Here is a 14,666-nt window from a genome sequence, read left to right on the forward strand (position 1 = left end):
GCGACCTCCGCGCCTCCGAGGTGAAAACAAGCGAAGCGTCTGAAATCGCCACAGATGCACGGATATCACTCAATATTGAAAACGACAGATCTTAGCGCCTTCCTATCTTCGTGGCCATTGATCCTCCGCGACTCCGCGGTGAAAACAAGCGAAGCGCTTCACGAAACCCAAAGTCCTTCCTCCTGCTAAAACCCTGACAAAAGTCAGCCGAGCGACACGTTTTGGGCAGTAAATCACCCATGCAGACCGAGGTATTTTTGGGCCTTCGCTTAGATTAACCCCCGCATCCATGCTCTCATCCCCATCGCTTCACACCTTCCATATCCCAGTCATGGGCCTCGGCTACACGGTCGACACCCCGCTCAAAGTCGCCCGCTTTGGCATCTCCAGCGTCGTGTCCATCATGGATGATTTTCTCCTGGAGGACATGCGCAAAATCCACTCCGAAAAGCTTGGCTTGCCCTTTTCCCCCATTCCTGAGACTGCCGAAGACCATCGAGCCAAGCGTATCCAGGCCTACCTCGATCTCCTTCACGACCTGATCCAAAACCAGATGGAAGCGCTCAAAAACGAGGATTGGGAGTCTGGTCAGTCTATCGCCCAGCTCATCGTCCTGCTGCCCGAGGACAGTGAGGTCGCAGTGCTTTTTGCCGACTACCTCAAGTCCGAGGGATTGGCAAAAGACGAACTAAAGAACCGGATTTTCTCCCTGCTGAAGCCCGGTGCCGTGGATGTGAATATCATGACCAAGGTGGACAAACTCAACTACGACCGGGAAGGCCAGGTGCTTCCCCGAGAGTTTTCTGATGCGCTTTCGGCATTGCGGGGCTTCGCGAAAAGCAAGCTGAATGCAGCCGTGGTCTTCTCAGCAGGCATGAATCCAGCACTCTACAGCTATGCGGAGCAGTTTGCGGACTTTTTCCCGGATGAAAACGGAACACTCAAAAAGCGCATCATCCTCAAGGTCAGCGATTACCGATCGGCCTTGATCCAGGGAAAGTTTCTCGCCAAAAAAGGACTCTGGGTATCCGAATTCCGCATCGAATCCGGGCTCAATTGCGGCGGTCATGCCTTCGCGTCTGACGGCTTTCTCGCCGGGCCCATCCTCGAAGACTTCAAATCCAACCGAAAGGAACTCATCGAAACCATCCGCCAGTCCTGTAATCAGGCTTTGGGGGAAAAGGGATTGCAACTTTTACCCGAAAAGGAATCCATCAAGATCACCTACCAGGGCGGGATCGGCACCGCCGGGGAGGACAGTTTTCTCCGAAACCATTACCAGCTTGACGGCACAGGTTGGGGTAGTCCCTTTCTGCTCGTTCCAGAGGCCACGGCCGTGGACGAAGAGACCATCCAACGCATCATTGCCGCCAAGCAGTCCGACTTTTTCCTCAGCCAGGCCTCGCCCCTCGGCGTGCCGTTCAACAACCTGCGCACCAGCAGCGGGGAAGTGCAGCGCAAAGAGCGCATCGAAAAAGGCCGTCCGGGCAGCCCTTGCTACAAGAAGTTTCTCGGTTTCAGCACGGAGTTTACCGAAAAGCCCATCTGCACGGCTTCCCGTCAGTACCAAAACCTCAAAGCCAAGCTTTTCAAAGAAGGGAAAGTCAATCAGGAAGACTTGAATGAGGCTTTGGAAAAAGACTGCCTCTGCGAAGGGCTGAGCGCTCCGGCGATCTTGGCTCAGGGCGAAAACCCAAGAAGAAATCTCAATGCCGTGACCATCTGTCCGGGGCCGAATTTGGCCTACTTTAAAGGGACTTTCAGCCTCAAGGAAATGGTCGATCACATCTATGGGAAAATCACGCTGAAACTGGAGTCTGATCGCCCGCACGTCTTTGTCAAAGAAGCCCAACTTTACGTTGATTACCTGAAAAAGGAATTCCAAAAACTCTTGCCTGAAGCCTCCGCCAAGCAGGAAGCCTACCTGGAGAAATTCCGCAAAAACCTGAATCTGGGCCTAAGCTATTATCAGGATTTGGTCAATTCAATACAACTGGATTCGGAGGAAATCATCGAAAAGATGAAGCTTCAGCTGGATGGGTTGAAGGCCGAAATCGAAGCGTTAAAGCCTGTGTTGGCATAAAAAACTGTCCTGCTTCTCTAGAAGCAGGACAGTTTACCTTAGCCCTTTAATATTCTGTCAAAAAGAAAAAACTACTTTTTATGCGCCTGAGCCCTGTAACGCTCTACAAAGTCTCTTGCATCCCCCATATTGTCAGGATACGGCACAAATTCTCTTTTTGAATCCATACTACCTTTTGTTTCTCTAATTTCGCATATATGCTGATAATGAAACCCTTCGCAAATTAAAAACCGAATCACCTCCCATTTTTTGTCGTCAGTTTTCTTTGGCGGTCTGAACCGATGAGGCAAAAGCAACATTGACTTTCCACATTCTGGGCATGGATAGGTAAGCTCAGAACCACTGTCAAATGGCCTGTTAAGTGTCTTCTTACATTCTAGACAGACTTTCTTGTGTCCCATTTTAATTTTAACAGTAAGCCCAATAGTTTACTCGACTTTTCTAGTTTTTCTGCTCTTAGAGAAGGAGCACAACACTTTTTTATGTCATCTCTACGTTCTCGGCTCTTGATTCTAGCGTCTAAAGACTAGCTACTCATTCAATGCCTTCCTCCTCCGAGGATATGAAACACATGCAAGACCGCAGGGAAGATGGCATCCATGGACTCGCCAGCTCCAGCTGCAGAGCCTGGAAGCGCCAGCACGAGCATTTTGCCAATTGTCCCAGCCACGGATCTGGACAGCATCGCAGTCGGCACACGCTGCTGACCATAGCTTCGGATGGCCTCTTCGATCCCCGGGATTCTCCGGTTTAGGATGGGCTCCAAGGCCTCGGGGGTGATGTCCGTGGGGGAAAGTCCAGTGCCTCCCGTAAAGATCAACAAGTCCGCCTCCTGTGCCATGGCATCGTGGGCCGCATTTTGGATCCGGTCGCTGTCGTCGGGAATCACCACATAGCTGTTTACCTGGACCCCCAGGCCTTCCAGCTTTGCGATGATGACTTTGCCTGACTTGTCTTCTCCTTGCCCTTTAGAGATCGAGTCGGAGCAGACGACCACCGCGGCTCTGAGCTTGCTGAAATCCGACTTTTGGTCAGACTTTCCGCCCCGCTTCTCCAGCAGCTTGATATGCTGTATGCTGATGCCCTTATCAATCGGCTTGAGCATGTCATACATGGTCAGCGCCACCACCGAGGCCGCATGCATGGCTTCTACTTCCACCCCGGTCTTGTAGATGGTATGGATCTCCACCAGCACCCGGATCTCCATCTCGCCGATCTCATAGCTCACCGAGGTAAACTCGATAGGCAATGGATGGCAATCGGGAATCATGTCGGCGGTGCGCTTGGCGGCGAAAAGTCCTGCCGTCTTCGCCATTTCGAGCACGTCGCCTTTGGGAACGCTTCGGTCTTTTACTGCCTGAATCGTTTCCGGTTTGCTGACGCAAACGATAGCCTGGGCAATTGCCTTTCTCAGCGTGGGTGATTTATGGGTAATGTTGATCATTCTTTAGTTTTTTGGTCGATGGCCCATAGACCATAGTCATTAATTCTATTGGAACGTGACATCGGACACCGGACATCCAACCTCACACATTCACCTTCCACACATGCCCTTCCGTATCCAAAATCTCCTTTCCCCAGACCGGCAGTTCGGCCTTGATCCGCTCCACCAGCTCGTCGCAGGCGTCCATGGCGGCTTTCCGGTGCTTGGAAGAGGTGAAGACGAAGAGGCAAAGCTCGCCCACTTTCACCTCACCGAGGCTGTGGTAGATGTGCATGCAGGTCAGGGGATACTTGGCAAAGATGGCCTCGCGGATCTCAAAGGCCTTTTCCAGCGCCATCTCTTCGTAGGCCGTGTAGTCTATCGCCACGACCTTGCCCTCCGGCTTCTCATCCGCCCGTACCTGTCCCAGAAAGATGGAATGCCCTCCGATATCCGTTTTGCCGGAATGGTTGGCGATGGACTTGGCGATGGCGTCCGGGGAGATAGCTCCCTGCACGAATATGTTTTTGGGTGTTCTGACTTTATCCATGGTTGCTTGTCTGTTTGGGAAAGGCCTTGATGCCTCCCCGGATGGAATAGATTTTTTTGTCGGGAAAAATCCCCTTCAGCTGCAGTGCGGCAGTTTGGCTGCGCATTCCGCTTTGGCAGAAAAGGTAGATTTCCCCGCTGTCCTCCAACTTTTTGGCCGCAGTGGAAAGCTGGGAAAGCGGAATTTCCAAGAGGCCTGCGCGCTCTAGTCTCGGCAGTTCGTCCCTGTCCCGTACATCGACCAAGGTAACGCTTGGCCTTGGATTTTCGAGGACAAACTGCCAATCCACCTGCTCCACGCCTTCGCAGGCCAGCTCGTAGTTGGTCTGGGAAAAAGCCCTTTTGGAGCTTGGGACAGCAGCTTTTGAAGTGGGATTGGGAAAAATCTCGACTTCGTAAGTTTGGGCAGAGAGGGAGTTGAAAAACAGCATTTTGTTCTTCAGCGGCTTTCCAAAACCGGTCAACACTTTGATCGCCTCCAAAGCCATTAGGTTACCGATAATCCCCGGCAAAACGCCCAACACGCCGGTTTCGGCACAGTTGGGGATCTCCGAGGCGGCTGGCATCTGGGGATATACGTCGCGGTAGTTGCAGGCATTTTCTTCCAGATTGAAAACCGAAACCTGTCCCTCATTCAGGTAAACCGCCCCGAAAACCAGGGGCTTGCCCAGCAGCACGCAGGCATCGTTGACCAGGTATCGGGTGGGAAAATTGTCCGATCCGTCGATCACCAGGTCGTAGTCTGGGAGGATCTCCAGGGCATTTTCCACGGTGATATACTCAGGGATCTCCTCGATCTCCAAGTCGGAATATTTGCTTCGAAAGTAAGATGCAGCGGCTTCCACCTTGGGTTTCCCAAGGTCTTTTTCCCCATAAAGTACCTGACGGTTAAGGTTGGAAAGGGACACCTCGTCCCCGTCCATCAGGCCGATTTTGCCCACGCCCATGGCAGCCAGGTAGAGCAAAATCGGACAGCCCAAGCCACCAGCCCCGATGAGCAGCACCTTGGCATCCTGGAGCTTTCGCTGGGCATCGGCTCCAAAGCCGGGCAGGATCGTCTGTCTTTCGAAGCGGCTCATTTTTTATCCTCCGGAAAAGGGTGGCAACAGGGCTACCTCGGCTCCTGCGGGAATTTCCGCATCGCCTTGCAGCAGTTTTTTGTTGATCGCAAAGCCAAACTTGGCCGATTGCAAGTCCGGAAAACGTCCGCGGAGCGTCTCCCCCAGCGCGGCTAGCGTGCCGGGATTTTCCAGCTCCAGCTCCGCCGTGCCGATTTTCTCGGCGATCATTCCAAAGGCTTTGAGGTGTATTACTTGCTTCATGATAGCTAATCTACGATTCTGGGCTGGCTTTAGCCAATAATCAGCTTCACCGCCGCAAAGGCCAGCACAAAGGCCAACAGGTATTTGAGGACTTTCGGGCTAAACTTTTTGGCTCCCAAATAAGCCCCAGCGGCTCCGCCGGCGACGGTCAGCGGCAGCAGGATCCAGAGCTGCGTGGAGAATTCGATGTGAAACACCGAGGCGCCTAGAAAGCCCGAGACGGAATTCAAAAAGATAAACAAGGCACTCAGCGCGGCGGTTTCCTTCACTCCTGCCCAGCCCAGCATCAGGATGATCGGGGACAGGATGATGCCCCCGCCTATGCCGATCATGCCGGAGAACAGACCGATGGCAAAGCCCAGCAGCGGCCCCATCCACCATTGGCGCTCGATCTTTTCCGTATCCGAAATCGGAAAAACGCCGGCAAAGCGCAGCACCGGAAAGATGAGCAGGACACCCAGGATTCTTTTGTAAATCCCCGTCTCCAAGAGCATCGTGCCGCCCAGATAGGCGGCCGGGATCGAGAAAATGATCAGGGACAGAAAGAGGCTGAGAGGAAACTTGCCCGATTTCCTGTAGTTGAGGAAGGAAATCATGGACACAAACATGTTCAGAATAAGCGCAGACGGCCGGATTTCCTCAGGCGCAAAACCCATCAGGGCCAAGATCATCAAGTAGCTGCTGGCGCCGCCATGGCCTACCGATGCGTACATGAATGCCGCAAAGGGCATCAGAACGTATAAAAACCAGTCCCACATTTCCACCGGCTACCAAGGATAAAATGCGACCAAGCTGGCCTCTTCCACATGATTTTGGTCTTGGGGCACTTCCACCAAGCCATCTGCCACGCCAAAGGGCAGCAGATTGAAGGATTCCTGGCCGGGCAGCAGCACGACTCTGCCGCTTTCCACTTTTGCCTTCAGGAAAAAAGTCAAGTCCGCCTGCTTGTCAAAGTCGCGCGCTATCGGCAGGTATTGGGGCGAGCGCCAGGCGGCGGGATTGCCCATCCAGTGCTGCATGCAAGGCTTCACATACTGCATGAAGCAGGACAGCACGGAGGCCGGATTTCCCGGCAGGGCAAAGACGAGTTTGTCGCCCTTTTTCCCCGCAAAGAGCGGCTTTCCCGGACGCTGCTTCACTTTGTAGAAGAGCTGCTCCACTCCATTTTGGTGCAGGCTGTCTTTCACAAAGTCATAGTCTCCCACGGAAATGCCCCCTGTGAGCAGCAGGATATCGGAGGCTTCCAGCGCTTCCGCCACCACCCGCGTGACTTCTTCGGGCTCGTCCTTGGCCTTGAAGACCCGGAGTCCAGAAATGCCGAGCAGCTCCAAATAGGCGCTGAGCGCGGGCCCGTTGGCATTGTAGATTTGTCCGGGCTGCAGGGCATAGCCCAAGTCGATGATCTCGTCACCCGTCAGGATCAGTGAAATCTTTGGAATGGAAAAAACCTCCACTTCCTGGATGCCCAGCGAGGCCAAGAGGCCGATGGTGCCGGGCGTGATCTGCGTGCCGGACGCGACCACTTCGCTGCCCTTGCGACATTGGGCTCCCTGCTTTCGGACGTTCGCCCCTTTGGCAAAGTGCTCCGCGTCAAAAAACACCATATCCCCTGTCCGCTCGATCTGCTCCTGCTGGATCACCGTGTCAGCCCCCTTGGGCACCGGCGCACCGGTGAATATCCGCACGGCCTTGCCCTGAGGCAATACAAAGTCCGGCATGGCTCCGGCCGGTACCACATCCACCACTTCCCGTCCCTCTCCCGAGTCGTCGAAGGCCAAGGCATAGCCGTCCATCCCCGAATTGTCAAAGGAGGGCACGTCCATGGGGGCGAGGATAGCTGAGTAGGTAAACTTCCCGAGACTCTCCGCCAAGGGAAGGCGGATCGGAACGCGGGTGATTGGTAGGTTTTTGAGCAGGATTTTGGCTTCGGATACGCCGATGAATTCTTTCATTTATCCTCCGATTGTGATCATACTTCGGTTTTCCATCTTGTCGGGATCGGCCTTTTTGTAGTCCGAGGTGAACTGTCCACCTAGGGCGGCGTGCTTTCTGGCCACGGACTCGTGGATCAGCGGCACCACTTCCTGTCCAGCCCTCAGGGCCGACAGCAGATCCAGTTCTTCTTTGCCAAAAAGGCAATTTTTGATCTTCCCATCCGCAGTCAGACGGAGGCGGTTGCAGTTGCCGCAGAAGTGCTCGCTCATCGTGGTGATGAAGGCAAAAGTCCCCGCAAATCCCGGCACCTGGTATTTCTTGGCCGTATCGTGCTTCATATCTTCGAGCTTTTCCACCGGAAACTCCCGTTTCACCCGGTCCAGCATCTGCTTGGCGGTGACCACCTGCTTGCTGGTCCAGTGGTTGCCCGCGAAGGGCATAAACTCGATGAAGCGTACATGGAGGGGCAGCTTTTCCGTAGTGCGGACAAAGCCACAAAGCTCATCCTCTATCAGTCCGTGCAGCGCCACCGCATTGACCTTGACCCGAAAGCCCTCGTCGAGCAGCAGCAGGATATTGTCCCACACCTGCCCAAACTGGTCACGACGGGTGAGCTTTTGGAATTTTTCCCTGTCCAGCGTGTCGAGACTCACGTTGACGGAGCGGACTCCGGCCGACTTGAGGTTCTGAATGTGCTTGTGGATCAGGACGCCATTGGTAGTGAGGGTGGTCTCCACGCCCATCTTAGCGATGCCGTCGAGGATCTCAGGAAATTCCTTTCTGACCAGCGGCTCTCCCCCGGTCAGGCGGATCTTTTTCACTCCCAAATCCACAAAAACCCTCGCCAAGGTCAAAACCTCCTCCGTGCTCATGAGCCGGGAAGAAGGCATCCACACCATCTCCTCCACCGGCATGCAGTAGCTGCAGCGGAAGTTGCAGTTATCGGTCAGCGATATCCGCAGGTAATCGTGTGTACGTCCAAACTGATCCTGAAGCATGATACGATGATAGGCAATAATATTCTGAATTGAAATTTACGGTTTTTTCATGGGAACGTCCCCCTACTCGCCCTTTCGGTACTGAGTGGGACTTTTGGCCATGTGTTTTTTGAAGAAATTGTTGAAATGGGTCACCTCGTTAAAACCCAAGGCGAAGGCGATCTCCGACACGTTCCATTTGCTCTGCTGAAGGAGGATTTTGGCCTCCTGCAGCAGCCGCTCCGCGATCAGGATGGAGGTGGTCTTGCCGGTCATTTCCTTGACCGCACGGTTGAGATGGTTCACATGGACATTGAGCTGGCTGGCGAAATCCGAGGGCGTCCGCAGCTGTATGGTCGCGTGGTTTTCGTCGATGGGAAACTGCCGCTCCAGCAGCTCCAGAAAGATCGAAGCGATCCTAAGGGCGGCATTCCCCCGATGGTGGGCGACCTGCACCTCGGCAGGCTGCAGCTTCATCCCAAAATGGATCAGCTCAAAAACCAGGTTTCTCAGCCGGTCATACTTGTACTTGTATTCGGAGTTGAACTCCTCCAGCATCTTTTCGAAGATCTTGCCCACCTCGCTCGCTTCCTCGTCGGAAAGCTCGAAAATATGCGTTCCGTTTGGGTGGAAGACCTCGTACTGCTGGATCTGCCCAAAATTCATGAAGAAATGGGGATTGAAGATGCAGTACATGCCGCCGTTGTGCGCATTGAGGTGGTCCCACTTGTAGGGAACGAGGGGATTGGAAAAGGACAGGGCCTGCTTTTTCACCACATAGACCCGGTCCGCGTAGTGCACCGTGCTCGCTCCGGTCACCAGCATGACCTTATAGAAATCCCTCCTGCGGTAAGGCACGCTCTTGACGTTCCCCTCCAGGTAGGGCTCCAGGCGAAAGATATTGAAGTGTCCCAGGTCGTTTTTGATGCTTTCGGGAATCCACTGAAACTTCCTGCTGTAAAACTCCTCCAATGTTTCTGGCTTTTCCATGGGCTTAGTTTTTGTCTTTTCGATAGTCATTGGCAAAGGTGTACAGGAGACTGACATTCCATACCAGGTCGTCTCCGGGGACCGTGGAGTCTATTTTTTGGTTAAAAAGGGTCTGGACTCCTATCGGAAAATCCTCCTTGGTCAGCGTGAAGCTGGAAGACACATAAAACCCCGAGGTCTGGTCCACCCGCAGAAAGTAGAGCTGGGGATTGACCCGCAGCATCAGGTCCTTCACGATCCGCAGGTCAGACAGCACCGTATTCCAAGCGACAAAATCCGTCCTTTTCGGCCCTGTGGGGTTGAACCCTTCCCCATGCAGGTAGTACAGGCCGGTGCTGAGGTGGTCGGACACCTTGTACATCGGCGTGAGTTCCCCGGCCAAGTAGCGGTTGGCGACAAACATCGTCTCCGTCTTGCCGTCGATGACCACCTCCCGGTCTTGGAAGATAAAAGCCGGGTGCGCACCTGCACCTAGCGTAAACCGACTGTCCTTCAGTATTTTGTAGCGCCACCAAAAGACGAAAGACCAAGGCTTGCCATTCATCCCGAAGCGAAACATGGGATCAAAGGACAGGCGCTCTCCTCCCGCACTGAGGTCAAAGAACACCGCCGGCCTGCCGAGCGAGAAGGAGGGAATGATGGATATCCCGTTGTTGGTCGCGGAGATGGTGCCGTCGAAATGTTTGATTCCTTGTGCCCGCAGCGGCGAATGGCCTGCCGGCCACAACGTGACCCCGCAGACGAGCAGCAGGGCAAATCGAAATACTTTCATGGTAAGGTCTATTTTGGGTGAATGCTGGCTTCTCCATGCATTTCTTCAAAATTGGCTGATTGAGTGCCTGGAGAAAAATGAAAATCAAAGTAAAACTTACACATTTCAAACATAGAAACCTCAAGCCTCTACTTAATTCTATGATGCTAAGAGTCTAGTCCCACAGCAGGCCAGACCGACCAACAAAGCTTGGATATTTGATTTTGATAAGTATTGGTTTGATCCGCGTTGGTTTATCCTTCTGGAAACAAGGAACTTTGATTACTCTTTAAAAAAGGACTTTGCTCCGAGGCAGGTTGACCTGTTCCTACCGTGCGCAACCCCTAGGAACCGCCGCTACTCTGGGCTAATCCCAATCCACACTTATAGAAAAGAAAGACATGGAAAAGCGAATTCTTGGAACCAATGGCCTCGAAGTCTCCACGCTGGGACTGGGCTGCATGGGCATGAGCTTTGGCTACGGCCCTGCCAAAAGCGAAACCGACATGATTCCCGTGATCCGGGCCGCGGTAGAAAAGGGCGTGACCTTCTTTGACACCGCGGAGGTTTATGGCCCATTTATCAACGAAGAGCTGGTAGGCAAAGCCCTCGAACCCTTCAAAGGACAGGTGAAGATCGCCACCAAGTTTGGCTTTGCTCCCGACGAAAACGGCAAATGGTCCCAGCTCGACAGCCGTCCGGAGCACATTCGCCAGGTAGCGGAAGCTTCGCTCAAGCGGCTGAAAGCCGAGCGCATCGACCTCTTCTACCAGCATCGGGTCGATCCCAAAGTCCCCATCGAGGAGGTGGCCGGAGCGGTCAAGGAACTGATCCAGGAGGGCAAGGTCGCTCACTTCGGGCTTTCGGAAGCCGGAGCCAAAACCATCCGCCGGGCACATGCCGTGCAGCCCGTGGCGGCCTTGCAAAGCGAGTATTCCCTCTGGTGGCGGGAACCAGAAGCCGAAATCCTGCCAACCCTGGAGGAGCTGGGGATCGGATTTGTGCCCTTCAGCCCGCTGGGCAAGGGCTTTCTGACCGGCAAGATCGACTCCTCTACGGCCTTTGACGCGAGCGACTTCCGCAGTGTGGTTCCGCGCTTTGCGGAGGAAAACCGCAAGGCCAACCAAGCGCTCGTCGACCAGCTCCAGCTCATCGCCGATGCCCACCAGGCCACACCCGCACAGATCGCGCTCGCCTGGCTTTTGGCGCAAAAGCCCTGGATCGTCCCCATCCCCGGCACCACCAAGCTCCACCGCTTGGAAGAAAACCTGGGCGCCGCTTCGGTCAAGCTTTCCGCCCAAAACCTGATGATCATAGACCAAGCCCTCGAAAATCTGAAGATCGTAGGCGAAAGATATCCCGCCGCCGCGCAAAAGATGATTGACAGGTAGGGATGTCCGGAGGTGAGGAAGTCGGGAGGTTGGAAGTCTTCATTATTCGAAATTCGAGATTCGACATTCAAAATTGAAAACGACGAAAGACAGGCTTCCTTTCGCCTAGCCGGTCGGATTCCTTTAGACTGACTCCCCCTTTCGTTTCGAATTCTGTTTGGAATGCCCTAATCAGTCAAAAGGGGGCTGGGGGGATTGGATTCTTTCCATTCTTATACTGTCCTCAGACACCAGAAAGAACTAACCAAACACCAGGTTTTGAAGTCTTTCTAAAGTCCTTAAATCTTACCTCATAAATCACAAATAGATATGAACCAAGACCAAAATACCCCATCGCGAAGAAGTTTCCTGAAAGCAGGCGCATTACTCGGCACCGCCTGGATGGCAAGCCCCACCTTGGCGGCCAGTGGTGAAGCGTCGAACAGAACTTCCCCTGCCACCTCCATCACCAAAAGACGCACGCTGGGCAACGGCAAGCACGCCCTCGAGGTCTCCGCACTCGGCCTCGGCTGCATGGGCATGAGCTACCACCGGGGCAGAATCCCCGACAAAAGCGTCTCCATCGCCCTGATCCGCAAGGCCTACGAGTCCGGCGTCAACTTCTTTGACACGGCAGAAGTCTATGGCCCGTACACCAATGAAACACTTGTGGGCGAGGCCATCCAGCCTTTCCGAAAGGACATCTTGGTCTCCACCAAGTTTGGCTTCAACATCGAAAACAACCAAATGGCCGGCCTCAACGGACGTCCGGAGCAGATCCGGAAAGTAGCGGAGGAATCTCTCAAGCGCTTGCGTACCGACGTGCTGGATCTCTTCTACCAGCATCGCCAAGATCCCAACGTGCCCATCGAGGACGTGGCGGGTACGGTCAAAGACCTGATCGCGGAGGGGAAAGTGCGGAATTTTGGACTGAGTGAAGTGTCCGTGGAGACGATCCGCCGTGCACATGCCGTGCAGCCCGTCACTGCCGTCCAGAGCGAATTTCACCTGATGTGGCATCGCGTGATCGAAAACGGCGTGCTGGCCGCCTGCGAGGAACTGGGCATCGGCTTTGTGCCCTACAGCCCGATCAACCGGGGATTTCTCTCCGGCATGCTCAATCCCCAGACCAAGTTCTTTGCGGAAAATGACAACCGTGCCGGGTTGCCACGATTCCAGCCCGATGCCATGGCTGCTAACTGGCCCTTTATCGAGCTGCTCACTGACTTCGGCCATCAGCGGGGCCTCACGCCCACACAAGTTTCTTTGGCTTGGCTCATGAAGCAAAAGCCCTACATCGTGTCCATACCCGGGACGACCAAAGCCGCCCATCTCATGGAAAATCTTGCGGTCGCGGATATCACGATCTCGGACGCGGACTGGAAGGCCTTCGATGATGCGCTGGGAAAATTGACCGTGGAGGGAGATCGCTACACCCAGACCGAGCGCAGCCGAGTGCAGAATTGAAAGTGGGGAAAACCGAGATCTTAAGGGTTCGGATATCCAATACCCATGGATTGAAATTCGAAAAACGGCGAAAACTGCATTACCCAATGTCTCGGATGACCCCGTAAATCAAAAATCCAAATTCGTAAATCCATAAATAGATTGGGTAATAAGGAAAAGAGGTCGCCTGCGTAGGAGGTCTTTTTTTTGCAAAAGGAAACCTGCAATTCTTGATCTTTCCAGGAAACATTTCCTGCTTTTGTTTTCCGGAGAAAACAATTTGCGTCCGAATCCGGAGTTTTGGGCGGACTTTCCCTATTTTTCCTCCCATGCCCACCGACGCGATCATCCGTTTTCTCGAAAACTACATCCCCGTTTCGGAGGGGGAAAAAAGCCTCATTCAGGCCCCTTTCGAAGAGCATGTGCTGAAGCGAAGGCAAAAACTGCTTCGCTCGGGCGAGGTCTGCAAGGCCTACACCTTTGTGGTCTCGGGCTGCTTTCGCATGTACGGCGTCGATGACCGGGGATTTGAGCACAACATCCAGTTTGTGGCGGAAAACGACTGGATCGCCGACATGGCAAGCTTCTACACCGTAAAAGCCAGCCTCCTGAATATCGAAGCCCTGGAGGCGTCCCGAGTCCTGCAGATCGGGCAGGCCGACCTCTACAGGCTCTATGAGGAGGTGCCCAAACTCAACCGGATCTTCAAGGTCATGATCGAGCACAAGTACATCGAGCTCCAAAACCGAGTCCTCCAAAACTTCAGCTCCACCGCAGAGCAGCGCTATCTGGACTTTTTGGAACAATACAAAGCCCTCGCCAACCGCCTGCCCAATACCCAAATCGCCTCCTACCTGGGCATCACGCCGGAGTTTTTGAGCAGAATCCGCAAAAATATGCAGACTAAGCGCTGATTTTTTAAACTAGGTCAAGGGTACCTATCAAGGCAAGTGTGGATTTTTGTAACTTCTACTGAACAAAAACCTAAAACTCATGAAAGCCTTAGCTACACTTACCCTATTTCTGGGACTTTGCTCCCTGTCTTTTGCCCAAGGTTCGGTCGACGACATGATCAAAGACTGGGAGCGCGCCAAAGCCTACACCAAGGAATACCTGGATGCCATGCCGGCAGACAAGTACAGTCTCAAGCCCACGCCCGAAATGCGCTCTTTTGCGCAGCAGATGCTCCACCTCACCGACGGCAACTACGGCTTCACAGCTGCCGCGACGGGAGTCGCCAGCCCGGTGGGCATGGGTGCCTCCGAAAAAGCCGAAGACCAGTCCAAGGAAAACGTCACCAAGCTGGTGATGGCTGGATACGACTTTGTGATCAACGCCATCAAAACCATGACTCCGGAAAAGCTGGACGAAAACACCACGCTGTTTGGACGCTTTGAGATGAGCAAGGGAACGGCGCTCGAAAAGTGCTTTGAGCACCAGACCCACCACCGAGGCCAAGCGACTGTGTACCTGAGACTGGGCGGAGTCACCCCTCCTCAGGAGAAGTTGTTTTAATTCTTTTCCGCCAATACGCTACTACTGCCGGCTTGTGTGAAAACTTGCCGGCAGTATGCTTTTTAGGGCGAAAATTTAATTTTTAAGTTGTTTCAAAAATCCCATATTTGTAAAAGGGGTTTGATCAACTCCCACTTCTGTTGATTTTAATCTCATAAATGTTTCGGAAAGCCTGGCTGAATGACCTCGCTCAATTTTATAGCAAATCAAACATCCGTTTCCAGCAAAAAATGAGCAGCAAGAAGACGTGGAATAATATAGAGTCTTTTTTGAAAATCACCGACAAAATCCAACCAAAATACCAA

14 protein-coding genes are annotated in these 14,666 nt (G+C 53.5%); 5 read left to right on the forward strand and 9 right to left on the reverse strand.

The genetic code is table 11. From position 1 onward, the window contains the following. The first annotated feature begins 289 nt into the window (after positions 1–289). Positions 290–2,083, forward strand: a complete 1,794-nt coding sequence (locus J0A68_RS17490; protein WP_206579523.1) for a hypothetical protein — start codon at positions 290–292, stop codon at positions 2,081–2,083. Between the two features lie 538 nt (positions 2,084–2,621). Here J0A68_RS17490 and moaCB read toward each other — a convergent pair. The 9 genes from moaCB to J0A68_RS17535 all read right to left on the reverse strand — a co-directional run bounded on the left by moaCB (position 2,622) and on the right by J0A68_RS17535 (position 10,051). Beyond that, positions 2,622–3,527 (reverse strand): bifunctional molybdenum cofactor biosynthesis protein MoaC/MoaB, encoded by a 906-nt coding sequence (gene moaCB, locus J0A68_RS17495; protein WP_206579524.1) that lies wholly within the window; start codon positions 3,525–3,527, stop codon positions 2,622–2,624. 82 nt (positions 3,528–3,609) lie between these two features. After that, positions 3,610–4,056 carry a molybdenum cofactor biosynthesis protein MoaE gene (locus tag J0A68_RS17500; protein WP_206579525.1) on the reverse strand — a complete coding sequence of 149 codons (447 nt, stop codon included), beginning with the start codon at positions 4,054–4,056 and terminating at the stop codon, positions 3,610–3,612. Continuing rightward, entirely contained in the window at positions 4,049–5,134 is a 1,086-nt protein-coding gene (locus J0A68_RS17505) for a HesA/MoeB/ThiF family protein (RefSeq protein ID WP_206579526.1), read from the reverse strand. Before J0A68_RS17505 ends, J0A68_RS17500 begins: the two co-directional genes overlap by 8 nt. A gap of 3 nt (positions 5,135–5,137) precedes the next feature. After that, complete coding sequence (locus tag J0A68_RS17510) at positions 5,138–5,377, reverse strand: MoaD/ThiS family protein (RefSeq protein WP_236025650.1); 240 nt, start codon at positions 5,375–5,377, stop codon at positions 5,138–5,140. A 29-nt stretch (positions 5,378–5,406) separates the two neighbouring features. Then, a complete protein-coding gene (locus J0A68_RS17515; RefSeq protein WP_206579527.1) occupies positions 5,407–6,135 on the reverse strand; it encodes a sulfite exporter TauE/SafE family protein in 729 nt (242 codons plus the stop codon). Between the two features lie 9 nt (positions 6,136–6,144). Continuing rightward, positions 6,145–7,329 carry a molybdopterin molybdotransferase MoeA gene (locus J0A68_RS17520; protein ID WP_206579528.1) on the reverse strand — a complete coding sequence of 395 codons (1,185 nt, stop codon included), beginning with the start codon at positions 7,327–7,329 and terminating at the stop codon, positions 6,145–6,147. Continuing rightward, positions 7,330–8,310 (reverse strand): GTP 3',8-cyclase MoaA, encoded by a 981-nt coding sequence (gene moaA, locus J0A68_RS17525; RefSeq protein WP_206579529.1) that lies wholly within the window; start codon positions 8,308–8,310, stop codon positions 7,330–7,332. Positions 8,311–8,373: 63 nt separating this feature from the next. Then, positions 8,374–9,279, reverse strand: a complete 906-nt coding sequence (locus tag J0A68_RS17530) for a helix-turn-helix domain-containing protein (protein WP_206579530.1) — start codon at positions 9,277–9,279, stop codon at positions 8,374–8,376. Between the two features lie 4 nt (positions 9,280–9,283). Next, the gene (locus J0A68_RS17535) at positions 9,284–10,051 is read right to left on the reverse strand and encodes a hypothetical protein (RefSeq protein WP_206579531.1); all 768 of its coding nucleotides are present in this window, start codon (positions 10,049–10,051) and stop codon (positions 9,284–9,286) included. 380 nt (positions 10,052–10,431) lie between these two features. Between J0A68_RS17535 and J0A68_RS17540 the strand changes: the two genes are divergently transcribed. The 4 genes from J0A68_RS17540 (at position 10,432) to J0A68_RS17555 (ending at position 14,361) form a co-directional block, all read left to right on the forward strand. Then, positions 10,432–11,421 (forward strand): aldo/keto reductase, encoded by a 990-nt coding sequence (locus J0A68_RS17540; protein WP_206579532.1) that lies wholly within the window; start codon positions 10,432–10,434, stop codon positions 11,419–11,421. A 309-nt stretch (positions 11,422–11,730) separates the two neighbouring features. After that, a complete protein-coding gene (locus J0A68_RS17545) occupies positions 11,731–12,867 on the forward strand; it encodes an aldo/keto reductase (protein WP_236025651.1) in 1,137 nt (378 codons plus the stop codon). 308 nt (positions 12,868–13,175) lie between these two features. After that, positions 13,176–13,760: a Crp/Fnr family transcriptional regulator gene (locus tag J0A68_RS17550; protein ID WP_206579533.1), complete on the forward strand. Its 585-nt coding sequence runs from the start codon at positions 13,176–13,178 to the stop codon at positions 13,758–13,760. A 79-nt stretch (positions 13,761–13,839) separates the two neighbouring features. Further along, positions 13,840–14,361 (forward strand): DinB family protein, encoded by a 522-nt coding sequence (locus J0A68_RS17555; RefSeq protein WP_206579534.1) that lies wholly within the window; start codon positions 13,840–13,842, stop codon positions 14,359–14,361. The last annotated feature ends 305 nt before the right edge of the window (positions 14,362–14,666 follow it).

Origin of the sequence: Algoriphagus oliviformis (assembly GCF_017254915.1) — a bacterium.
In the GTDB taxonomy this organism is placed as follows: Bacteria; Bacteroidota; Bacteroidia; order Cytophagales; family Cyclobacteriaceae; genus Algoriphagus; species Algoriphagus oliviformis.

Bases quoted from the DNA above. Each gene is read 5' to 3' on its own strand.
- J0A68_RS17500 (WP_206579525.1), bottom strand. From the start codon at position 4,056: ATGGATAAAGTCAGAACACCCAAAAACATATTCGTGCAGGGAGCTATC.
- moaA (WP_206579529.1), bottom strand. From the start codon at position 8,310: ATGCTTCAGGATCAGTTTGGACGTACACACGATTACCTGCGGATATCG.
- J0A68_RS17540 (WP_206579532.1), top strand. From the start codon at position 10,432: ATGGAAAAGCGAATTCTTGGAACCAATGGCCTCGAAGTCTCCACGCTG.
- J0A68_RS17550 (WP_206579533.1), top strand. From the start codon at position 13,176: ATGCCCACCGACGCGATCATCCGTTTTCTCGAAAACTACATCCCCGTT.
- J0A68_RS17530 (WP_206579530.1), bottom strand. From the start codon at position 9,279: ATGGAAAAGCCAGAAACATTGGAGGAGTTTTACAGCAGGAAGTTTCAG.
- J0A68_RS17490 (WP_206579523.1), top strand. From the start codon at position 290: ATGCTCTCATCCCCATCGCTTCACACCTTCCATATCCCAGTCATGGGC.
- J0A68_RS17535 (WP_206579531.1), bottom strand. From the start codon at position 10,051: ATGAAAGTATTTCGATTTGCCCTGCTGCTCGTCTGCGGGGTCACGTTG.
- J0A68_RS17505 (WP_206579526.1), bottom strand. From the start codon at position 5,134: ATGAGCCGCTTCGAAAGACAGACGATCCTGCCCGGCTTTGGAGCCGAT.
- moaCB (WP_206579524.1), bottom strand. From the start codon at position 3,527: ATGATCAACATTACCCATAAATCACCCACGCTGAGAAAGGCAATTGCC.
- J0A68_RS17545 (WP_236025651.1), top strand. From the start codon at position 11,731: ATGAACCAAGACCAAAATACCCCATCGCGAAGAAGTTTCCTGAAAGCA.
- J0A68_RS17520 (WP_206579528.1), bottom strand. From the start codon at position 7,329: ATGAAAGAATTCATCGGCGTATCCGAAGCCAAAATCCTGCTCAAAAAC.
- J0A68_RS17555 (WP_206579534.1), top strand. From the start codon at position 13,840: ATGAAAGCCTTAGCTACACTTACCCTATTTCTGGGACTTTGCTCCCTG.
- J0A68_RS17515 (WP_206579527.1), bottom strand. From the start codon at position 6,135: ATGTGGGACTGGTTTTTATACGTTCTGATGCCCTTTGCGGCATTCATG.
- J0A68_RS17510 (WP_236025650.1), bottom strand. From the start codon at position 5,377: ATGAAGCAAGTAATACACCTCAAAGCCTTTGGAATGATCGCCGAGAAA.